The 19,203-nt window shown below is 34.8% G+C and carries 18 protein-coding genes and 3 pseudogenes; 15 read left to right on the top strand and 6 right to left on the bottom strand.

What is annotated here, in order from left to right:
• Positions 1 to 130: 130 nt before the first annotated feature.
• Entirely contained in the window at positions 131 to 2,359 is a 2,229-nt protein-coding gene (locus QUF99_RS00445; protein ID WP_289368027.1) for an MMPL family transporter, read from the bottom strand.
• 117 nt (positions 2,360 to 2,476) lie between these two features.
• Here QUF99_RS00445 and QUF99_RS00440 point away from each other — a divergent pair, with 117 nt between their 5' ends.
• From QUF99_RS00440 to QUF99_RS00430, 3 genes are all read left to right on the top strand, one after another.
• Positions 2,477 to 3,100: a TetR/AcrR family transcriptional regulator gene (locus tag QUF99_RS00440; protein WP_289368026.1), complete on the top strand. Its 624-nt coding sequence runs from the start codon at positions 2,477 to 2,479 to the stop codon at positions 3,098 to 3,100.
• 142 nt (positions 3,101 to 3,242) lie between these two features.
• Complete coding sequence (locus tag QUF99_RS00435; RefSeq protein WP_006096976.1) at positions 3,243 to 3,416, top strand: hypothetical protein; 174 nt, start codon at positions 3,243 to 3,245, stop codon at positions 3,414 to 3,416.
• A 336-nt stretch (positions 3,417 to 3,752) separates the two neighbouring features.
• Positions 3,753 to 4,136 (top strand): carboxymuconolactone decarboxylase family protein, encoded by a 384-nt coding sequence (locus QUF99_RS00430; RefSeq protein ID WP_289368025.1) that lies wholly within the window; start codon positions 3,753 to 3,755, stop codon positions 4,134 to 4,136.
• 39 nt (positions 4,137 to 4,175) lie between these two features.
• On the opposite strand, the gene QUF99_RS00425 is transcribed toward QUF99_RS00430, so the two are convergent.
• Positions 4,176 to 4,883, bottom strand: a complete 708-nt coding sequence (locus QUF99_RS00425) for an IS6 family transposase (protein ID WP_289368024.1) — start codon at positions 4,881 to 4,883, stop codon at positions 4,176 to 4,178.
• Positions 4,884 to 4,976: 93 nt separating this feature from the next.
• Here QUF99_RS00425 and QUF99_RS00420 point away from each other — a divergent pair.
• The 5 genes and pseudogenes from QUF99_RS00420 to QUF99_RS00400 all read left to right on the top strand — a co-directional run.
• Positions 4,977 to 5,129: pseudogene (locus QUF99_RS00420) on the top strand (IS4 family transposase); the annotation flags it as partial.
• A 519-nt stretch (positions 5,130 to 5,648) separates the two neighbouring features.
• Positions 5,649 to 6,956, top strand: a complete 1,308-nt coding sequence (gene ltrA, locus QUF99_RS00415; RefSeq protein ID WP_289368023.1) for a group II intron reverse transcriptase/maturase — start codon at positions 5,649 to 5,651, stop codon at positions 6,954 to 6,956.
• 143 nt (positions 6,957 to 7,099) lie between these two features.
• Positions 7,100 to 7,486: pseudogene (locus tag QUF99_RS00410) on the top strand (IS4 family transposase); the annotation flags it as partial.
• Positions 7,487 to 7,762: 276 nt separating this feature from the next.
• Positions 7,763 to 7,999, top strand: a complete 237-nt coding sequence (locus QUF99_RS00405; protein WP_289368022.1) for a helix-turn-helix transcriptional regulator — start codon at positions 7,763 to 7,765, stop codon at positions 7,997 to 7,999.
• Positions 7,992 to 8,321: a 6-aminohexanoate hydrolase gene (locus QUF99_RS00400; RefSeq protein ID WP_289368021.1), complete on the top strand. Its 330-nt coding sequence runs from the start codon at positions 7,992 to 7,994 to the stop codon at positions 8,319 to 8,321. The genes QUF99_RS00405 and QUF99_RS00400 overlap by 8 nt, the downstream gene beginning before the upstream one ends.
• A 154-nt stretch (positions 8,322 to 8,475) precedes the next feature.
• On the opposite strand, the gene QUF99_RS00395 is transcribed toward QUF99_RS00400, so the two are convergent.
• Positions 8,476 to 9,261, bottom strand: a complete 786-nt coding sequence (locus tag QUF99_RS00395) for a GNAT family N-acetyltransferase (protein ID WP_289368020.1) — start codon at positions 9,259 to 9,261, stop codon at positions 8,476 to 8,478.
• Between the two features lie 898 nt (positions 9,262 to 10,159).
• Between QUF99_RS00395 and QUF99_RS00390 the strand changes: the two genes are divergently transcribed.
• From QUF99_RS00390 to QUF99_RS00375, 4 genes are all read left to right on the top strand, one after another.
• Positions 10,160 to 11,032 (top strand): recombinase family protein, encoded by an 873-nt coding sequence (locus tag QUF99_RS00390; protein ID WP_289368019.1) that lies wholly within the window; start codon positions 10,160 to 10,162, stop codon positions 11,030 to 11,032.
• Between the two features lie 68 nt (positions 11,033 to 11,100).
• Positions 11,101 to 12,015, top strand: a complete 915-nt coding sequence (locus tag QUF99_RS00385) for an Rpn family recombination-promoting nuclease/putative transposase (protein WP_289368018.1) — start codon at positions 11,101 to 11,103, stop codon at positions 12,013 to 12,015.
• Positions 12,016 to 12,281: 266 nt separating this feature from the next.
• Positions 12,282 to 12,968 carry an IS6 family transposase gene (locus QUF99_RS00380; RefSeq protein WP_289368017.1) on the top strand — a complete coding sequence of 229 codons (687 nt, stop codon included), beginning with the start codon at positions 12,282 to 12,284 and terminating at the stop codon, positions 12,966 to 12,968.
• Positions 12,969 to 13,158: 190 nt separating this feature from the next.
• Positions 13,159 to 13,338 carry a hypothetical protein gene (locus tag QUF99_RS00375; RefSeq protein ID WP_289368016.1) on the top strand — a complete coding sequence of 60 codons (180 nt, stop codon included), beginning with the start codon at positions 13,159 to 13,161 and terminating at the stop codon, positions 13,336 to 13,338.
• A gap of 131 nt (positions 13,339 to 13,469) precedes the next feature.
• Here the strand turns inward: QUF99_RS00375 and QUF99_RS00370 are convergent, their stop codons facing one another.
• Positions 13,470 to 14,177, bottom strand: coding sequence for an IS6 family transposase (locus QUF99_RS00370; RefSeq protein WP_289368015.1), 708 nt, complete (start codon positions 14,175 to 14,177; stop codon positions 13,470 to 13,472).
• 293 nt (positions 14,178 to 14,470) lie between these two features.
• Between QUF99_RS00370 and QUF99_RS00365 the strand changes: the two genes are divergently transcribed.
• Positions 14,471 to 16,111 carry a family 14 glycosylhydrolase gene (locus tag QUF99_RS00365; protein WP_289368014.1) on the top strand — a complete coding sequence of 547 codons (1,641 nt, stop codon included), beginning with the start codon at positions 14,471 to 14,473 and terminating at the stop codon, positions 16,109 to 16,111.
• 158 nt (positions 16,112 to 16,269) lie between these two features.
• On the opposite strand, the pseudogene QUF99_RS28615 reads toward QUF99_RS00365, so the two are convergent.
• Positions 16,270 to 16,353, bottom strand: a pseudogene (locus tag QUF99_RS28615) (IS6 family transposase); the annotation flags it as partial.
• Between the two features lie 92 nt (positions 16,354 to 16,445).
• On the opposite strand from QUF99_RS28615, the gene QUF99_RS00360 reads away from it, so the two are divergent.
• Entirely contained in the window at positions 16,446 to 17,153 is a 708-nt protein-coding gene (locus tag QUF99_RS00360) for an IS6 family transposase (protein WP_289368013.1), read from the top strand.
• A gap of 67 nt (positions 17,154 to 17,220) precedes the next feature.
• Positions 17,221 to 17,478 carry a tyrosine-type recombinase/integrase gene (locus tag QUF99_RS00355; protein WP_289368012.1) on the top strand — a complete coding sequence of 86 codons (258 nt, stop codon included), beginning with the start codon at positions 17,221 to 17,223 and terminating at the stop codon, positions 17,476 to 17,478.
• A 488-nt stretch (positions 17,479 to 17,966) separates the two neighbouring features.
• Here QUF99_RS00355 and QUF99_RS00350 read toward each other — a convergent pair whose 3' ends face one another.
• Complete coding sequence (locus tag QUF99_RS00350; protein WP_289368011.1) at positions 17,967 to 18,908, bottom strand: hypothetical protein; 942 nt, start codon at positions 18,906 to 18,908, stop codon at positions 17,967 to 17,969.
• Positions 18,909 to 19,203: the final 295 nt, after the last annotated feature.

Below are 19,203 nucleotides of genomic sequence, written 5' to 3'. Positions count from 1 at the left end.
GTTTTCATTATAACGAGGAAATCGGTGTGAAAACACACAAAAACCCCGAATCATGGACTTTTTTTAAGTGTCCACGATTCGGGGTACAGTTCAATCAAAGTTTCCTTGGTTTTTTAATTTTATTATACTATCAAGCATCTACTTTTTTTGTCTCTTTCTTCTTCCAAAGCTTTCCTGGCCAAAAAGCGAAACGGCCTAAAACGACTGTAAGTGAAGGAACAAGAAGAGGTCTTACTATAAATGTATCCAGAAGTACTCCTATTGCTGTAACAATACCAAATTGAACAAGTACCTGGATTGGTAAAGTAGCTAATACAGCAAATGTTCCTGCTAAGATTAAACCAGCAGACGTAATAACACTACCTGTTTGAACCACCCCGTTTTTGACTGCTTCAAGGTGTGGCTGGCTTCTTTTGTTTTTCCATATTTCAGAAACCATAAATATGTTATAGTCCTCTCCTAATGCTATCAAGAACACAAATGCATATAGAGGAATCGCTCCTTGTATTGCAGGAGCATCCATACCATAGTGAAGTAGTAACCATCCTGCCCCTAATGCAGAGAAGAATGATAATACCACTGTTACAATTAAGTAGATCATCGCCACAACAGAACGTAAATATACAAGTAATAATAATGCGATAATACCAATCATAACAGGAATAATCACATTTTGATCACGTTCAGTTGTTTGTTTCGTATCGTATAATGTAGCCGTCTCTCCTCCAATCCATATGTCGTTATTAGCATCACTTATTTCAGCACTTTTCATTACCTGTTTCAAACTTTTTCTTAACTCAGGGATTTTATTCATCCCCTCAATAGAATACGGATTATCTTTTATTGAAACTTCAAACATTTGTAATTGATTATTCTGTTTCCCTTGCACTGGTTCTGTTACTTGATCTATAAAAGAAAGTTTTGTTAATTCTTCTTTGACAGGTACATCTTTTCCTTTTGTATCAACAACAATTTGTACAGGTGCTAACTCACCAGGTGAAAAATGATCAGAGATTAAATCAAATCCTTCACGTGAAGGCATATCTTTTGGAAATGATTCTAATAAATCATACGTAAATTGGATACGTGGAACAAATGAAGCCAATCCACCTAATAAGAATAGTGTTAGCAGGATAATTGTCCATGGTTTACGAATAACAAGATCTCCAAGTTTTTTGCTTAAGAACCCTTTCGATTCCTTTACCTTGATAGTTTTCTTTTTTTTCTTAGCATATTCTTCATTCATTTCTGTTGTTCTTGGGATGAATGGGAAAAATGCTACTCTCCCCAAAATAGCTAATAATGCTGGTAAAATTGTCAAAGAAGCGATTCCCATAAGGAAAACAGCCACGCTAAAAGGTACTGCAAATCTATGGAAAGAACCTATATGAGCAAGTAATAGAGTACCTAATCCTACTACAACTGTAAGAGCACTCATAATGATAGCTCCACCTGATTCTTTAATTGCAAGCTGTAGCGCTTTAAATTTATTTTGCTCCACAAGAAGAAACTCTCGATATCTTGAAATTAGAAATAGACAATAATCCGTACCAGCTCCAAATAATAGTACAGTCATAATTGAAATTCCTTGCGCATCAGCAGTAATCCATCCTTTATCAGCTAAAAAACCTAAAGTTGGACTAATTATTCCATAAGCAAACCCAACTACAATTAAAGGTAAGATTGCTAATAGCGGCGAACGATAAAGAAGAATAAGTAAAGCTAAAACAAGTAATACAGTTGCAACCAATAATTTCAAATCAGCCTGACTAAATATGCTTACTGCATCAGTCTGAATACCAACTGGCCCTGATAGACGTACATGCAAACCAGAATCGGAAATCTTTCTTTTAAATGGATCATCTTCCACTGTATTCTTTATGACACTCTGCAGTTCAACCATATTCTCTTGCAGCATATCTGTCCCTGCAGTTTTATCAAAAAACACAGGAGTTACAAGAGACGTACCATCTTCTGAAACATTTTTTGCTAACGCTTGGTGCGGTATGGTATCAAAAGGTGGTAACGTTGATTGCCCCTTTAATGGCGAATTTCTAAGTTTTTGATAAGTATCTTGAATTGTCTTAAAATCCTTCTCTTCTAAACCTTCATCTTTATGCCAAACAATAAGCACAGGGTTTCCTGAGTCATTCGGAAATTCTTTCTTAATCATATTATTAGCCTGTTGTGACATAGCCGTTTCAGGAAGATTAGGGGCTGTCTCATCTTCAACGGTATTCACAGCTGGCCAAGTAAACGATAAAACAAGTGTCAACAAGACCCATACAAAAAGGGTAATCCACCTTGCTTTTGGCCCACCGACATATTTCCCCCATGTATAAAGAGGATGTTTTTTCATGATATTCCACCTTTCTTACTAATTTTAGAATTAATTATATATACTGGTTAGTTAATTAATCAAGTACTATTCAACTGATATGTTATAATATTTTTAATTATGAAGAGTCAGGAGAGAATGATATTGGAACAAAAACAACGTCCTTTAGGAAGACCACCTCAAAATAAAAATACAAAATCTACAAAAGATAAAATTGTTGATATTGCTACAAAGCTGTTTTTAAGTAAAGGTTATCAAATCGTCTCTATGGAAGATGTTGCAAAAGAGTGCGATGTAACAAAGGCAACTGTTTATTATTACTATGCTACAAAAGCTGATCTTTTTACGGATACAATGATTCAAATGATGGCACGCATTAGAGACAATATGCATAAAATTCTTTCAACAAGTAAGCCGCTTAAGGAGCGATTACTTGATGTTGCAAAAGTTCATTTAACCGCAACACTGAACATTGATATCAAGAGTTTCATGAAAGATGCAAAAATATCTCTTTCAGAGAATCACTTAATACAAATGCAACAAGCTGAAGATAAAATGTACGAAGTATTGGATCAAGTAATACACAAAGCGATGCAAAAAGGTGAAATCCCTAAAGGGCACTCGCTTTTAAGTACTCATGCCTTTGTTGCTTTGCTATACTTAGGTGATTACAAAGATGTAAATCAAAAGCCACTGATTGCCAATATAGATGATTTAGCTGTAAGCATTGTAGATTTTTATTGGAATGGATTGGGACATTAATTCAGGATTTTTAGTTATGTATATTTCCTTGATATTGGTGTTTACATATTTATATAAAAAGCGACCATACTAATTTTTATGTTAGTATTTTATTGTGAAATACTACATGTTTTACTAACTACGATGCTAGGAGGATATTACGATGGATATTCGTGAAGGATTAATTCCAACTGCATTAGGTACAGCGGTCACAGCTGCAGGTTATGCACTTAAGCAGACACGTGGTTCTAATAAGATGATTGCTAATACGGTATTTGGATTTGGTTTAGCTCATGTTGTTTTAGGGGTAATTGATTTAGTCGAGCATCGTCGTTAGAACGAAGGCAAGCATATTTAAATGCTTGCCTTTTCTATACCAAAAACTTAGACATGCTCATGTGAAAATTTAAATTAGGTATATATTATGCTGAGAAGGTAGTCATACACTATACATGTATACAAAAAATCTTACTATTTCTATTGAATGATTGAATTGATGTACAAGAACTTTTATATGAATATATATAAAATTTATCTGTTTATTTAAGAAGAATTATTTTTGAAAAGTAAAGATGCCCCCCTAAATTACATAATGTCAAATATGATTAATCAAAGTACTTTAAGCTCATACTAACGTATGTTTTATAAATACTAGAAATGGGGTTGATTAAATATGGAATTTGAAGGTAGAAATACTACTGAATCTGCACTTCTTCACTATAAACATGGGTTGGGTTTATTTACGGAAAAAATGCCAAAACTGGCTGAACAGTTTAATTCTTTTACAGAGGAATGCTTTAAAGAAGGTACATTATCAAAAAAAGTAAAACAATTGGTTGCTTTAGGGATAAGCCTTTACTCTCAGGATGAGTATTGCATTATTTATCACACTAAAGGATGTATAGATCAAGGAGCTTCAGAGCAGGAAATTCTTGAGATCATTGGCGTAACAGCTGCATTTGGGGGGGGAGCTACCATGAGCCAGGCAGTCACACTTGTTCAAGAGTATATGGAAGAGTTAAATGAATTAAAGGGTTCTGGTGCAAAGATAAAATAAAAGAGAATATAGCTCATATATTTCTAGCGGAATTCTATTTTATGCTGTAAGCCCAAACAATCGATGGATGAATTCTTTCTGGTTTTGGACAGACTGATCCTGTAAATCAATCTGTTCTTTTTTAATCATATGCATAGCTTCCACTCCTGCAAGAATGGATGTAGCTGTGCCAAAAGACTTGAACCCTAACATAGAACGAACACGTTTCTTAATAAAACGATAATCTTGTTCCACTATGTTATTGAGATATCTAACTTGCCTTAGCTCTATGCCTTCAGGCATATGCATTTCTTCTTTCAACGCTCGAATTGCTACAGGATAAGCAGGGTTCTTATCTACTGTTATCACGCGAGGTTTAGAAACGTACGAAAAAGCCAAGGCTTTCTTGAAAAAGCACTTGGCTGCTTGTTTATCTCTTGATTTACTTAGATAAAAATCAATGGTATTCCCTTCTGAATCAACGGCACGATATAAATACGTCCATTGCCCTTTTACTTTAATATAAGTTTCATCGACTCTCCGCGAGTCATTTGTTGATGTAAGGTGATGTCGTACTTTCTCTTCTAATTGAGGTCCATATTGATGAATCCAGCGCATAATGGTTGTGTGAGCAATGGATAATCCTCTTTCCTCCATCATTTCCACCAGGTTACGAAAGCTCAAATTGTACCGCAGGTACCATCTTACTGTTAATAAGATCAGTTCAGGCTGATAATGTTTCCACTTGAATAGGTTTTGCTTTTCCATACTGATCACGTCCTTTTTTAGAGTACTAGTATCAGTATGTCCAAGTTTCAGAGGTTAGTTACATAAGTCTTATAGTTTTTGCACCAGAGCCGAAAAGATCGTGCATATAAAGAGAAAAAGAAAAGGATAACTTTTAGCGATCGAATTAAAAAATTGCAAGGAATCAATGTGTATGTGACTAATATTCCATCGGAATATGTTTCAAAAGAAGCGATTCATGAATTCTACTCCCTTCGTTGGCAAATCGGCGTGTCCAGATAAGGACACATTATCTAGTTGGTGAAAGTCCAATCGGGAGAATAGACTCCACTCCCGTAGCCTGAGAGGCGCCATGAAGTGAAAGCGACATGGCGAAGCCCTCTGACATCACATGCAAAAGGCATGTGGGCAAATCTCCAGGTTGTAACGTACAGTGAACGTAGACGTAGCCTCGTTACACGCAATTCCGGTGGCTGAGACGGTCGATAACGTGCGAAAGCAGCAAGAACTGACCGAAACGAGTCTGGAACGGCAGTTCTCACCGGCGGGGTATCAGCGGCGACATGGAGAGAAAGATAATGTGGAAACTGGAGAAGCCCTCGACACCCGATGAAGAAACCTCATCGAGGAGACCGTCTCTATAACCGCGATCGGGAAGTGAGAACGGTAGGTGTCAGGGTGGCGGAACGGATCGTAGTACCAGAGATCTGCGTGCAGCAAAACGCGCGGGGAGGGAAGGGTCCGAACCTGCAAATATTTCGTACGACCAAAGGAGGCAAGGGTGCCATGACAAAAACACCTATTACTTTGCAGGAACTAAGGCGACGAATCTATCAAAAGGCGAAGTCTGAACCTACGCATCGGTTTTGGGGACTATTTTCCCACATTACCAAACTAACAACCCTCCATGAAGCACATCAGCATGCGAGGAAAAACGGCGGTGCTCCAGGTATCGACGGTCAAAGTTTCGCTGATATAGAACTAGAGGGAGTTATACCGTTTTTAAAGAACATCCAAGCAGAACTGCAGGCTGGCACATATCAACCACAAGCTAATCGTAAAGTAGAAATCCCAAAAGCAAACGGCAAAATGCGGACACTGCAAATCCCGTGTATACGGGACCGTGTGGTCCAAGGAGCGCTAAAACTCATATTGGAAGCTATCTTTGAGGCTGATTTCTGCCCAAATTCCTACGGATTCCGACCAAAACGCTCCTTGCATCAAGCGCTGGCAGAAGTGCGACGCAGTGTGCTGCGTCGTATGACTACAGTCATTGATGTTGATTTGTCACGTTACTTTGATACAATCCGGCATAACATCCTACTGAGGAAAATCGCAAATCGTGTCCAAGACCACCAAGTTATGCGCCTAGTAAAACAGGTGGTAAAAGCCGCAGGAAAGATTGGAGTCCCGCAAGGGGGACCGTTCTCGCCACTAGCGGCAAACATCTACTTGAATGAGGTAGATTGGACATTTGATGCCATTCGGCGTAAAACGACGGAAGGCAACTATGAAGCTGTGAACTATCACCGATTTGCCGATGATATGGTTATCACCGTAAGTGGGCACTCCAGTAAACGGGGGTGGGCTGAACTGGCACTGCGACGACTGCAGGAACAATTGGAGCCTTTGGGAGTTGAACTGAATCTTGAGAAAACTCGGATGGTCGATGTCTTACAGGGAGAGTCTTTTGCCTTTCTGGGATTTGATTTCAGGCGAGTACTGAACCGAAATAAGACCCGACACTTCATATGCATGACCCCAAAGAAGAAAGCCCGTACGGCAGTGAAAGCAAGAATCCGCGAACTCATTCAAAACGCAGGAGCCAAACCAGCACAAGACTTAGTAAAACAAATCAATGCCGTACTAACAGGATGGGTGAACTACTTTCGAGTTGGAAACTCCAGCGGAGCATTTAGCGAAGTGCGTGACTATACGGAGATGAAAATCCGTACACTGCTGACAAGAAGGAAGCGGCGACGAAAGCGTAGTATCGGATGGCAGAGATGGAGTAATGAATATCTCTATGGTGTACTGGGGCTCTACTGGGACTGGAAAGTCCATTCCCTTAAAAGCGCAAAGGGATACCGATGAAAGTGTCTGCGATTTGATAGGTCTCATACCCCTTTTGATGAAGTTTATGGGGTGAGCTGCTTGAGGGAAAACCTCACGAGCAGTTCTTATGGGGAGGGATTGGAAACGGGTCATAACTGATACCGCGCCAGTTCTTTACCCGACAAATTTTATTTAAAACGTGGAAATCATTCTTTCACATTCATCATTGTAAAAAGATAAAACGAGAACGATTGGAATGCCATTTGTATGGGCAACTGATTGCCATTCTACTCTGTTCCTCTATTATGTTTCAAATGCGGAAGTTACTTCTCATAAAAAAGAAACAAGAGCTGAGTGAATATAAAGCCATATATATGATTAAAGACTATTTTTTTCTTCTGTTTCGAGCAATGCAAAAAGACACCCAAGGATTATCAAAGATTCTTCTTCGTCTGTTTAACCTCCTACAGCGAAACGGACGGAAATCTCATCGATACAAGAAGAAAACAGTCTTTGATATATTAGGTGTCGTTTACAATTGTACCATGTCGGACAATCAAGCAGCTTAATAAAAAAAGTGAAACCCGTTAGGGTTTATTTGATATGCAAAATTTCCAATGATCTACACTGATTTTTAGAAAAAGAAAAAATTTTCTTCTGAAACTGGCCTTTCCTAACCTTAGCTTGATAGCGATGTGGCGGTACCCTTTTTATAAGATTGAAATTCAAAAGATTATATAGAATTTCTTTTAATTTATATAAAAAAATTTATCTTTTGTATAATTAAACTTTACTTTTTTATAAAATAAGTTTAATATAAGTGTTAAGAAAGGAAGGTGTTAACTATGAAGGAAAAATATGGGGATTCCATAGCGAATAAAGTGTATGAATATAGAGTGTTAAAAAGAATGTCACAAAAAGATTTAGCTGACGCTGTTGGAGTTTCTAAACAAACGATATTTGTGATGGAAAAGAATAATTATTCTCCTTCACTTGTGTTAGCATATCGAATAGCAAATTATTTTGAGGTTGATATAAACGAAATATTCTCTTATGTAGGAAAGGAAGATAATAATGATTGATCTATTAAACAAATGGATGTTAGAAAGCACACAAAATTTCAATATCGTTGTAGGATTTATAACACTTCTATTTTTAGGTTCAGTAATTGTACTTTTTATTATCAGCAAAAAATTTGGTCAACCAGATGAAAGAACAAATGCTATTTATCTTAAAATTATTTCTTGTATGTTTACTACTCAAATTATAATGAATGGCATATTTATTTCTTTAGTTGATAAAGATATTGTATATTTCCGTCAATTCTTTATAATGTTTGAAGCCTTTGTATTCTTCGTTGGAGCTATTTATTCTTTTATATTATATAGAAAAGAATTCAAATAATTCACTTGCAAAAACCAATAAAAAAACAGTAGTGATTTTATGCACTACTGTTTTTTTATTGCCCCCTTTTTGAATGTAAACTTTTATATAGAAGTTTACATTCAATACACTTGTTAGCTTAATAATTATCTTTAACAAAATTAATTAATTTTTTCTATCTCTCGTGAATTTCTTTAATGCTTTTTCCTTCTAAAAACGCATGTCCCGTTTTAATTTTTTCTACTGTTTCAAATCCATACTTTTCATACACTTTTTCTACTGTTTCGTTAATTGGGATCACCCAAAGATTATCTAGTCCTCTATTCATTACTTCACTTTGAATAAAGTGAATAAGTTCACCTATTAACCCTTTACCTCTAAACTTTTCAATTGTAGCTACACTTTCCATTCGGGCCTGTTTTTCATGTTCAAAAATACAAGCGATGGAACATGCTACTCCATTGTATCTAAGTAGATAGTGAGTGAATGCTGGATGTTGGAATTCATCTTGAAAAGCTTTTTTTCTAACTTCGCCTCCTAACTCTTTTATATTACATTCAATATCTAAAGCTTCTTCAAAATTTAATTCAGATACCCTTTCAATAGTAACTTTTTCATTTTTATCTTTTTTAATTAATTTCTTATTCCATAATTGGACTGGACTTATTAATTCTTCAAATCCAAAATTCTTTATTTGTAATTCAGAAATCAGTTTTTCTTGCATATCTAAGTTGTATATATAAAATCTAGGTACTATATTTTTAGTCTTATAGAAATGAACTACTTCATCTACTATCATTTGTGGATTTAAACTTACTACACTTACATGTGCATGATTTGCATCATAATAATATGGATTACTTTCATTACAAAATATAGAACCCCATGATTTCTCTATTCGGCTAGTAAAGGTTTCAAGATATGCAAAATCAAGCTCAAGAACATTTTTTAAACTAGTCATACGATATTCCCTCTTCTCTATTTTTTCTTCAATATCTTCTGTACTTTATTATACATTTAAATATTTTAATTTTCAGTTTTTTGGTTAAAATATATCTCATACCCTTCAAAAAATATTTTCAAGAAAAAAATGAAAGTAAACTTTACTATAAAAGTTTACTTTCGATCACATTAAGAAACGCAAAAAAAACGACCTTTAATCGGTCGTTTTTTTAACGTTTCTTTTTTCTAAAACCACAGAAACAATAAGCAACAGGGTTAATATCATAATAAATTTTAAATCACTTTCATCTTTTACAAAAAATGAGTACAAAGTATAAATTACAAGTAATATTCCATAAATAAAATTAATAATTTTATGCACTGAATCCACCCCTTTCGAAATAAACATATATTCCCAATTTTAGCACAAAACAGGGATGGTTAATTCCAATATTCTATAATTACATCGAATGTAAACTTTTACGGGTATGTGAACGATTCAGGTTATGAGGGGCCACCCTGGGACTTAATTACAAATCCAAAATAGAAATTTTTCATACATATATATAATTATATATGTAGTCTGTAATGATAAGTAATTCTCTTATTTATATAGATTTGTAATTTCCTGTTTTTTGAATCCTTGTATCGCAAGGATTCTTTTTTTTGATATTCGTAAAGGTACATCTTTTGAGTTGTTTTATAAAAAACGTCCCAAAAAGTAAAGATTTTGGGACGTTCAAAAATAGAAAAGTTGGATTTATAATTATCAAAAATGATTGTTTTTGATAATGCGAAAAAAGCCAAAATTTTGATCGTATAAATCGCTTAACTTCGTTATCAAAACTATTGTCAAAATCAAATTAACTTTAACCACCCTTTATGATAAAATTATCATGTAAAGGGTAGGTGATTTTATGAATTCATACATTTATGGTTATGCACGGGTAAGTACCCAACAACAAGATTTAATTCGTCAAATAGATATGCTTCAAAATTATAACTGTACTGAAATTTTGACTGAAAAAATGACAGGTACGAAAAGTGATCGTCCAGAACTTATTCGATTGAAAGATAAAATTAGACCTGGTGACACGTTAGTAGTAGAAAGTTTTTCTAGATTAGGCAGAAGTACCAAAGATTTAATTGAACTTGTTGATTTTTTTGAGAATAAGGGAGTTAAGCTAATTAGTATCAAAGAACAATTTGATACCAATACACCTCAAGGGAAATTGATGTTAACAGTATTTCAGGCATTTAGCCAATTTGAAAGAGACTTGATCGCCCAACGAACACAAGAAGGTCTTGTAAGCGCAAGAGCCAGAGGAAGAGTTGGTGGGCGTCCTCGTGTTAAAGATACCTATATTCAAAAGGCATTAAACTTATATAAATCAGAGCAATATAGCATACAAGAAATTGTAAACATGACAGGTATTAGTCAAGCTACACTCTATCGATACATACGAAAAAATAAGCAAACCGAAAAAGGCGAACAAGCTAAAGAACAAACAGCCACTATTCGTATGTTGTTACGTGTGGAAAATAATAATAAATTTGTACGAGGAAAGGGGAAAGTTCGAAAGAATATCGAATCCTTTCTCATATCACAATACAATATGGAACAACATTCGGGAGAGTACAAATTCTATGTTCCTTACACCACAATTCCAGATTTAGAACAAAAGGTAGATAACATAATTCGTGAAATTGATTTTGAAGCGGATTTACAAAACTGTTTTACGGAGTTAGATGTGTACTGTGATGAATTGGAGCTACAATGGGAAAAGTAACATTTGCTTATATAAAGAATTACATTATAAAATAATAAGAAGAAAAGAAAGACAGGGAGAGGAAACCCATGTCCACAAAATTAGTAAATTTACGAATTGATTTCGCTTTTAAACAGTTATTTGGAACGAAGGGAAACGAAGAAATTTTAACTGGCTTTTTGAATGCTATTTTAGAGGAATCTTTAGATGCACCTATTGCATATCTACAATTGGAGGACCCACATCTTCATAAGGCTTATGAAGATGATAAGTTATCCATTTTAGATTTATTAGCAACATTAGACAACGGAACGCAAGTGAATATCGAGATACAGCTTCGCAATACACACGATATGGTGAAGCGATCTTTATATTACTGGAGTAAACTCTATACATCCCAAATGCAAGAAGGGATGCCGTATCGTTCACTTCGGAAAACAATTACCATTAACTTATTAGATTTTATATTATTCTCCCAGGATGATTCATTTCACACCATAGGACAATTATGGAATCCCAAAAAGCAACAGATACTAAGTGGTGATATTGAAATTCATTTTGTAGAAATTCCAAAATTGGTCAAACAATGGCATGAAGAAAAAGTAAATCCATGGGAAAATGCATTTGTTCGTTGGATGTTATTACTACCAGCACATGAAGATGAACATTTAACTCAAACATTGGAGGAGATTGCGATGAATCAAGATCCAATTTTACAAAAGGCAATGAATAAATGGGAAAATATGAGCCATGACTCCTCATTCCGAACAGCTTATGAAGCTCGTGAGAAGTTACTTCTAGATGAGCAAGCTAAGTTGGCACACGCTCGTGAAGAAGGATTAGAGGAAGGTTTAGAAAAAGGGGTCCAAAAAGGAAGAGAAGAAGGAATTGAGCAAGGAAAAATCCAATTAATCCGTGGTATGCATAAGAATGGTATGCCATTAGAAGACATTGCAAAATTCACAGGTCTAACTACGGAAGAAATACGAAAATTATTATTATAATACATGTAATTAAAAAAGCTTTGCGAAAAATCACGCAAGGCTTTTTATTATTAATAGGATTCACTATACATTGCCATCAAGCTTAGGGTTTGAATTACTAGGGGTCACCATACATGTCCCTAATAGTAGCAATTCCATTTCTTCATGTCGAAATTTAGTTAGTGTATATCTTTATGAAAGTATAGGCTCTATCCCTTATAGGATTCTGTTGCAAAGTTTTCTAAAGTAAGCTAAACTCTGTAAAAAACAAACAAGGAGCGTAACAAATGGGATATTTTAAAGGAAAACAGTTCGAGAAAGATATTATCTTGGTAGCCGTTGGCTACTATTGTCGTTTTTCTTTAAGCTATCGCGATGTGTCTGAAATTCTCAAAGAACGTGGTATTTCTATTCATCCAACAACTATCATGCGCTGGGTTCATGAATATGGAAATCTTATCTATCAAATTTGGAAGAAGAAAAACAAAAACACATTGTTATCTTGGCGTTTGGATGAAACCTATATCAAAATTAAAGGAAAGTGGTGTTATTTATATCGAGCAATTGATAAAGAGGGACAAACACTTGATATTCAACTTCGTCAAAAACGAGACAAACAAGCAGCATATGCTTTTATGAAAAGACTCGCTCGAACTTTTGGAGAACCAACGGTTCTGACGACAGATAAGGCTCCTTCTTTAGCTTCCGCATTCAAAAAATTAAAGGAGATAGGTCTTTACAAAAATACCTTTCATCGTACAATAAAGTACCTCAATAATATCATCGAGCAAGATCATCGACATGTGAAACGTCGATTTTCCCGTTCCTTAGGCTTTCAAAGTCTTCGCCATGCCTCACGTACTATTAAAGGTATAGAAACTGTTCATGCCATATACAAACAAAAGCGAAGTCTTCAACCAAACTTTGTTTTTTCGACGTATAACGCACTACATGAATTATTAATAGGTTCATAAAACTGGTCCGCAATATTCCCCATCTCTTTATGTCTTCGGAAACTTTGCAACAGAACCATATGCGTTCTACTTGTCTTGAGGCGCTCTCCGAAGAGAATACTTTTCTTTTTTCTGATTTTTTTGATAAAACAATTAGATTATGTTATGTTAGCTGTTTAATGCATAAAATTCAATTTGGAGGATATTTCTAATGAATTCAACAAGCTCATCTTTACTATCTGCTTTTGGAAAAATATTCACATCGATTGACGTTCTATTGTTTTTAGGTCTATCATTTCTTTTACTTTTGGTTTCAGCCTACTTTTATAATCAGAAATTTCCAAATCATAAATATCCAGTATTACTTGAATTCTTATCTTATGTAGCTTAACTTCTTTTACATTAAGATTTTTGTTTCATTATTTATACTGAAACAAAAAAGCCGCCTCCACAAAGGAGACAGTTCTGGTGCAACAATGTTAGTTAGAAATATAGAGTAGCAATTTCCTCTACATTTCTAGCTTATGAGGCTAACCCAAACAGTTTATGAATAATTTCTTTCTGTTTTTGGACAGATTGGTCCTGTAAATCAATCTGTTCTTTTTTAATCATATGCATGGCTTCTACTCCAGAAAGAATGGTTGTAGCTGTGTCAAAAGATTTGAACCCTAGCATAGAACGGATTCGCTTTTTTATAAAGCGATGATCTTGCTCTACCATGTTATTCAAGTACTTTTGTTGTCTAAGTTGCATACCGTCAGGTATGCTTTTCTCTTTTTTCAACTGTTCAATTGCTATAAGATAAGCCGGATTCTTATCGACTGTTATGACACGAGGGTGCGCAACATGAAAAGACCGCAAAGCTTTCTTGGAAAAGTGCTTTGCAGCCTTCTGATCTCTTGTTTTACTTAAGTAAAAATCGATTGTGTTTCCTTTCGAATCAACAGCACGATACAGATACATCCATTGCCCTTTAACTTTGATATATGTTTCATCGACTCTCCAAGAGTCATTTGTTTGCTTGAGGTGACGACGAATTCGTTTGTCCAATTCAGGACCATACTGATGAACCCAACGCATAATCGTTGTATGAGAAATGGATAAGCCCCGTTCCTCCATCATTTCCACCAAATCACGAAAGCTGAGATTATACCGTAGGTACCATCTCACTGTAAGAAGGATAATCTCAGGCTGGTAATGCTTCCATTTGAATACATTTGCCTTTTCCATACTGATCACACACCTTTTGTAGAGTAGTACTATCAGTATGTCCAAGTTTAGGAGATTACTTGCAAGAGCTTTAGAGTTTTTGCATCAGAACCGTAAAATGAGAAATGATATTTTTATGTAAAAGTGAATAATCTGTAGTCGAATTTTAAAATAAACAAGTTAATTAATCTAGCTTGTTTATTTTAGTTTAATATTATGCAATATTTTCATGCAAACGATTGCGTTTTTCGTATATAATGAAAACGGATACATAAGTGTTTTATAAATTTAAAAAAGGGAAAAGGAGAAAAGGGATGAAAAAACAGTTTCAATATTATGGTATTGTCATTTTATCTGTCTTGATGTTATTTGTATCTCTATTAATTCCACAAGCAAGTTTTGCAGCCGTAAATGGAAAAGGAATGAATCCGGATTACAAAGCTTACTTAATGGCACCATTAAAAAAGATTCCGGAAGTAACAAATTGGGAGACATTTGAAAATGATTTAAGGTGGGCAAAACAAAATGGTTTTTATGCTATTACTGTTGATTTTTGGTGGGGAGATATGGAAAAGAACGGGGATCAGCAATTTGATTTTTCATACGCACAGCGTTTTGCTCAATCAGTAAGAAATGCAGGTATGAAAATGATACCTATTATTTCTACACATCAGTGTGGTGGAAATGTTAGCGATGATTGTAATACACCAATTCCTTCATGGGTTTGGAATCAAAAAAATGATGATAGTCTTTACTTTAAATCTGAAACCGGAACCGTTAATAAAGAAACATTGAATCCACTTGCTTCAGATGTAATTCAAAAGGAATATGGTGAACTATATACGGCATTCGCAGTAGCTATGAAACCGTATAAAGATGTAATCGCAAAGATATACTTATCTGGGGGACCAGCTGGAGAGCTGAGATATCCTTCCTACACATCTGCTGATGGAAGCAGTTATCCATCACGTGGAAAGTTTCAAGCCTATACAGAATTTGCAAAATCAAAATTCCGTTCCTGGGTATTAAATAAATATGATTCCTTAAATGAAGTGAACAAAGAGTGGAGTACAAAACTTACTTCTGTTTCAGAAATTTTACCACCAAGTGATGGGGAACTGTTTCTAAAGAATGGATATAACTCTTCATATGGAAAAGATTATTTAGAATGGTATCAAGGTGTTTTAGAAAGTCATACAAAATTAATTGGTGAATTGGCACACGATGCCTTTGATCCAAGTTTTCAAGTACCAATCGGCGCAAAGATTGCAGGAGTACATTGGCAATATAATAATCCGGTTATACCTCACGGGGCAGAAAAGCCAGCAGGGTATAATAATTATAGCCATTTACTTGATGCTTTCAAAAGCGCAAAGTTAGATGTAACATTTACTTGTCTAGAAATGACAGACAAAGGTAGTTATCCAGAATATTCAATGCCTAGAACATTAGTACAAGAAATTGCAACATTAGCTAATCAAAAGGGAATTGTATTAAATGGTGAAAATGCTTTAAGTTTAGGAAATGAGGCAGAGTATAACAGAGTTGCAGAAATGGCTTTTAATTATAATTTTGCTGGATTTACGTTACTTCGTTATCAAGATGTAATGTATAACAATTCATTAATGGAGAAATTTAAGGATTTATTAGGTGTGACTCCTGTTATGCAAACGATTGTAGTAAAAAATGCTCCTACAACAATAGGAGATACTGTTTATATTACTGGGAATCGTGCGGAATTAGGAAGTTGGGACACGAAACAGTATCCAATTCAATTATATTATGATTCTCATAGTAATGATTGGAGAGGAAATGTTGTGTTGCCAGCTGAAAGAAATATAGAATTTAAAGCATTTATTAAAAGTAAAGATGGAACGGTCAAATCATGGCAAACCATACCACAAAGTTGGAATCCAGTCCCACTGAAGACTACCTCTCATATAAGTCGGTGGTAATTATATTATGTAAACAAAAAAGATCCTTTAATATGTGATAAAGGATCTTTTTTGTTTTTGAAGGAAAAATAAATCTTAAAAAATGTCACATTCCTCTTTCTAGTTCTGTTGCAAAGTTTCCGAAGACATAAAGAGATGGGGAATATTGCGGACCAGTTTTATGAAACTATTAATAATTCATGTAATGCGTTATACGTCGAAAAAACGAAGTTTGGTTGAAGACTTTGCTTTTGTTTGTATATGGGGTTCTGGTGCAAAAACTTTAATATACGTGTAAGTAATCTCTAAAACTTGGACATACTGATCCTATTACTCTAGAAAAGGTGTGATCGGTATGGCAAAGGAACATGTATTCAAGTGGAAACATTATCAGCCTGATGTTATCTTATTAACGGTAAGATGGTACCTACGGTACAACCTCAGTTTTCGTGATTTAGTCGAAATGATGGAGGAACGGGGCTTATCCATTGCTCATACAACGATTATGCGTTGGGTTCACCAATATGGTCCTGAGTTAGATAAGAGAGTTCGTCGTCATCTTAAGAAAACGAATGATTCTTGGCGAGTAGACGAGACGTATATTAAGGTCAAAGGAAAGTGGATGTATTTATATCGTGCAGTTGATTCAGAAGGAAACACCATTGATTTCTACCTAAGCAAAACAAGAAATCACAAGGCTGCAAAGCGTTTCTTCAAGAAAGCTTTGCAGTCTTTTCATGTTTCACAGCCTCGTGTGATAACCATCGATAAGAATCCCGCCTATCCTGTAGCAATTGAAGAGTTGAAGAATGAAAAAAAGATGCCTGTAGGCATCCAAATAAGGCGAGTGAAATATCTCAATAACATCGTGGAACAAGATCATCGATTTATTAAAAAGCGAGTGCGTTCGATGTTAGGATTCAAATCATTTCGTACAGCCACTTACATACTAAGTGGCATAGAAGCGATGCATATGATGAAAAAGAAGCAACTTCATCAAGGGGTAAAGTCTGCCCAAAATCAAAAAGATTTCATTGATAAATTGTTTGGTATCGCATCATAATCTGTAATTTAGTAGGAAATTCAGGTCCTACTTTTTTTATAATTTATTTTTGCACCAGAACCCTTATTTGTTTGTATCAAATAAAGGGCCGAAATTAAGCCGCATGACCGTAAATGACATGTTTAAAAAGTATAGTAAATTGGCTGGATTAACCATATCACTAAAACCACATGATTTAAGACATTATTTTTGTTCCCACGCACTTGAAAGTGGTTTTGATGTACATGAAGTAGCACATATAGCTGGTCATTCCAATATACATACTACATTGCTTTATACAAACCCATCTAGAACAAAAATGTTAGATAAATTGAACCTATTATAAAATCCAAAAAAATCTGTTTCTAAACTGAACTAGAAAATACCTATGAGATAAATCGAAGATTTCTTATTATATGGAAGGAAAAAATATTGGAGTAGAAAAAAATCCTTTCTACTCCTTTTATTTGTAATAAAATCCCAGAGTGGCCCCTCATTTCCCGAATCGTTCACATACCCCTTATTAACCTAAAACCTCCGTTTTTGGTTAATTGAAGTCCAAGTCTTACCCGATAACTTTTAGATCGTTTTTCTATGACCAAAAGTATCACCAAAATCAAATAACCAATATTTCGTTGGCTGCACCCCATGCCCATCAAGCTAATATTTTGAAGTATCCCCAAAACGAAAATTTTATCTCTTCATAGTTGTCCATGGGAATTCAGCTCATTTTTTTGTTTTGGAGAACAATGCATTTCTTAAGTTGATGGCTGTGATATTGTGACCCCATATAGGTGAAATAATAAAAAAGCTAGCAAAATGCTAGCTTTTTTATTATTTCGAAGTAAGAGCAACTAAAACATCTACTGGATAATTAACTGCTTCTTTTACTTTGTATTTAAATGGTGCTGGTTTACCAAGCAATTTAAACACTTGATTTGTAGGATCATTATTTTCCCAATCAGACATCCATTTTTGTAATCCTGCACCTGGAGCAACTGAATAGTTAGCTACTTGTTGATATAATGCAGTTCTATATTGATCATATGCATAATCAGGTTTTGGATTAAAATCAAATGTTTTCGTAACTGTCTCTTCTGAATTTAATGTAATACCATAACCGAAACTTGCAGTTAATGATTGATTTACTGTTGCAATTCCTTCAAGTCCTACTTCCATCCCAATTGTATAAGATAACCCTACAGTTACATTATGAGAAATACCACTTGTTACAGATTTACTCCAATGATAACCCGAATTTTTATCTATTACATTTGAATCAATTAATTTCCAACTCACGTTTTTCTTTAATTTAGTATCGGATACAGCTGGATTAGTTTTAGGAATTGCTATTGAATATAATACCTCTCCTTTATTTGCTGTTTTACTATATGATTCTCCATCTTGAAGCCAAGTCCCATCCGCTTTCAAAATTCTGTAATCTTTATATCTAATTACATCATTGATACTCGTCCCATTCTCATTAGCAACTACATCTACATATACATAATCAATTAAAGCTCCATCGCTTGTAGACACATGCCATTCATTAGGAAACTCTTCATAAGGGCCTGTAGGAATGTAAGGAAGCGCCATACCATTTTGCTGAACTTGTTCTGCCGTCATAGGTGCTTTTGCCTCTTGGGAACTTATTACTACTGGAAGGTTTCCTACGTTCGTAGGAGTATCAGTAGCCGCAGAAGAAAATCCCGGTGCTACAAATAAAGCTGAACTTAATACAAATGCTGCTGGGATTACTTTTTTTATACGTTTCATGTTATTTCCCCTCTTCTTTTCATTATTTCTACAAGATTACAAAAGATGAAATTATACTGTACATTGCTTATACTATTACTTTTGAATAAAACAAAATCACTTTTGTTATGTAGAAACTTAGAATGCTATTTTTACAGATATGATACTTTTGTGATTCTAGATGATCTCCACACCACGCCTATAAAGAATGAATATTTAGTTAATCCTTCTAGCATGATGTTACTGACAATTCCCCTCAACTTTTATTGGCTTGATTTTCTCCCCTTTTAGTGGTCATACCAATTACACTTTTATT

It is taken from the genome of Bacillus sp. DX4.1 (genome assembly GCF_030348195.1).
Taxonomy (GTDB): Bacteria; Bacillota; Bacilli; order Bacillales; family Bacillaceae_G; genus Bacillus_A.
This window is presented reverse-complemented; position numbering and strand designations above follow the sequence as displayed.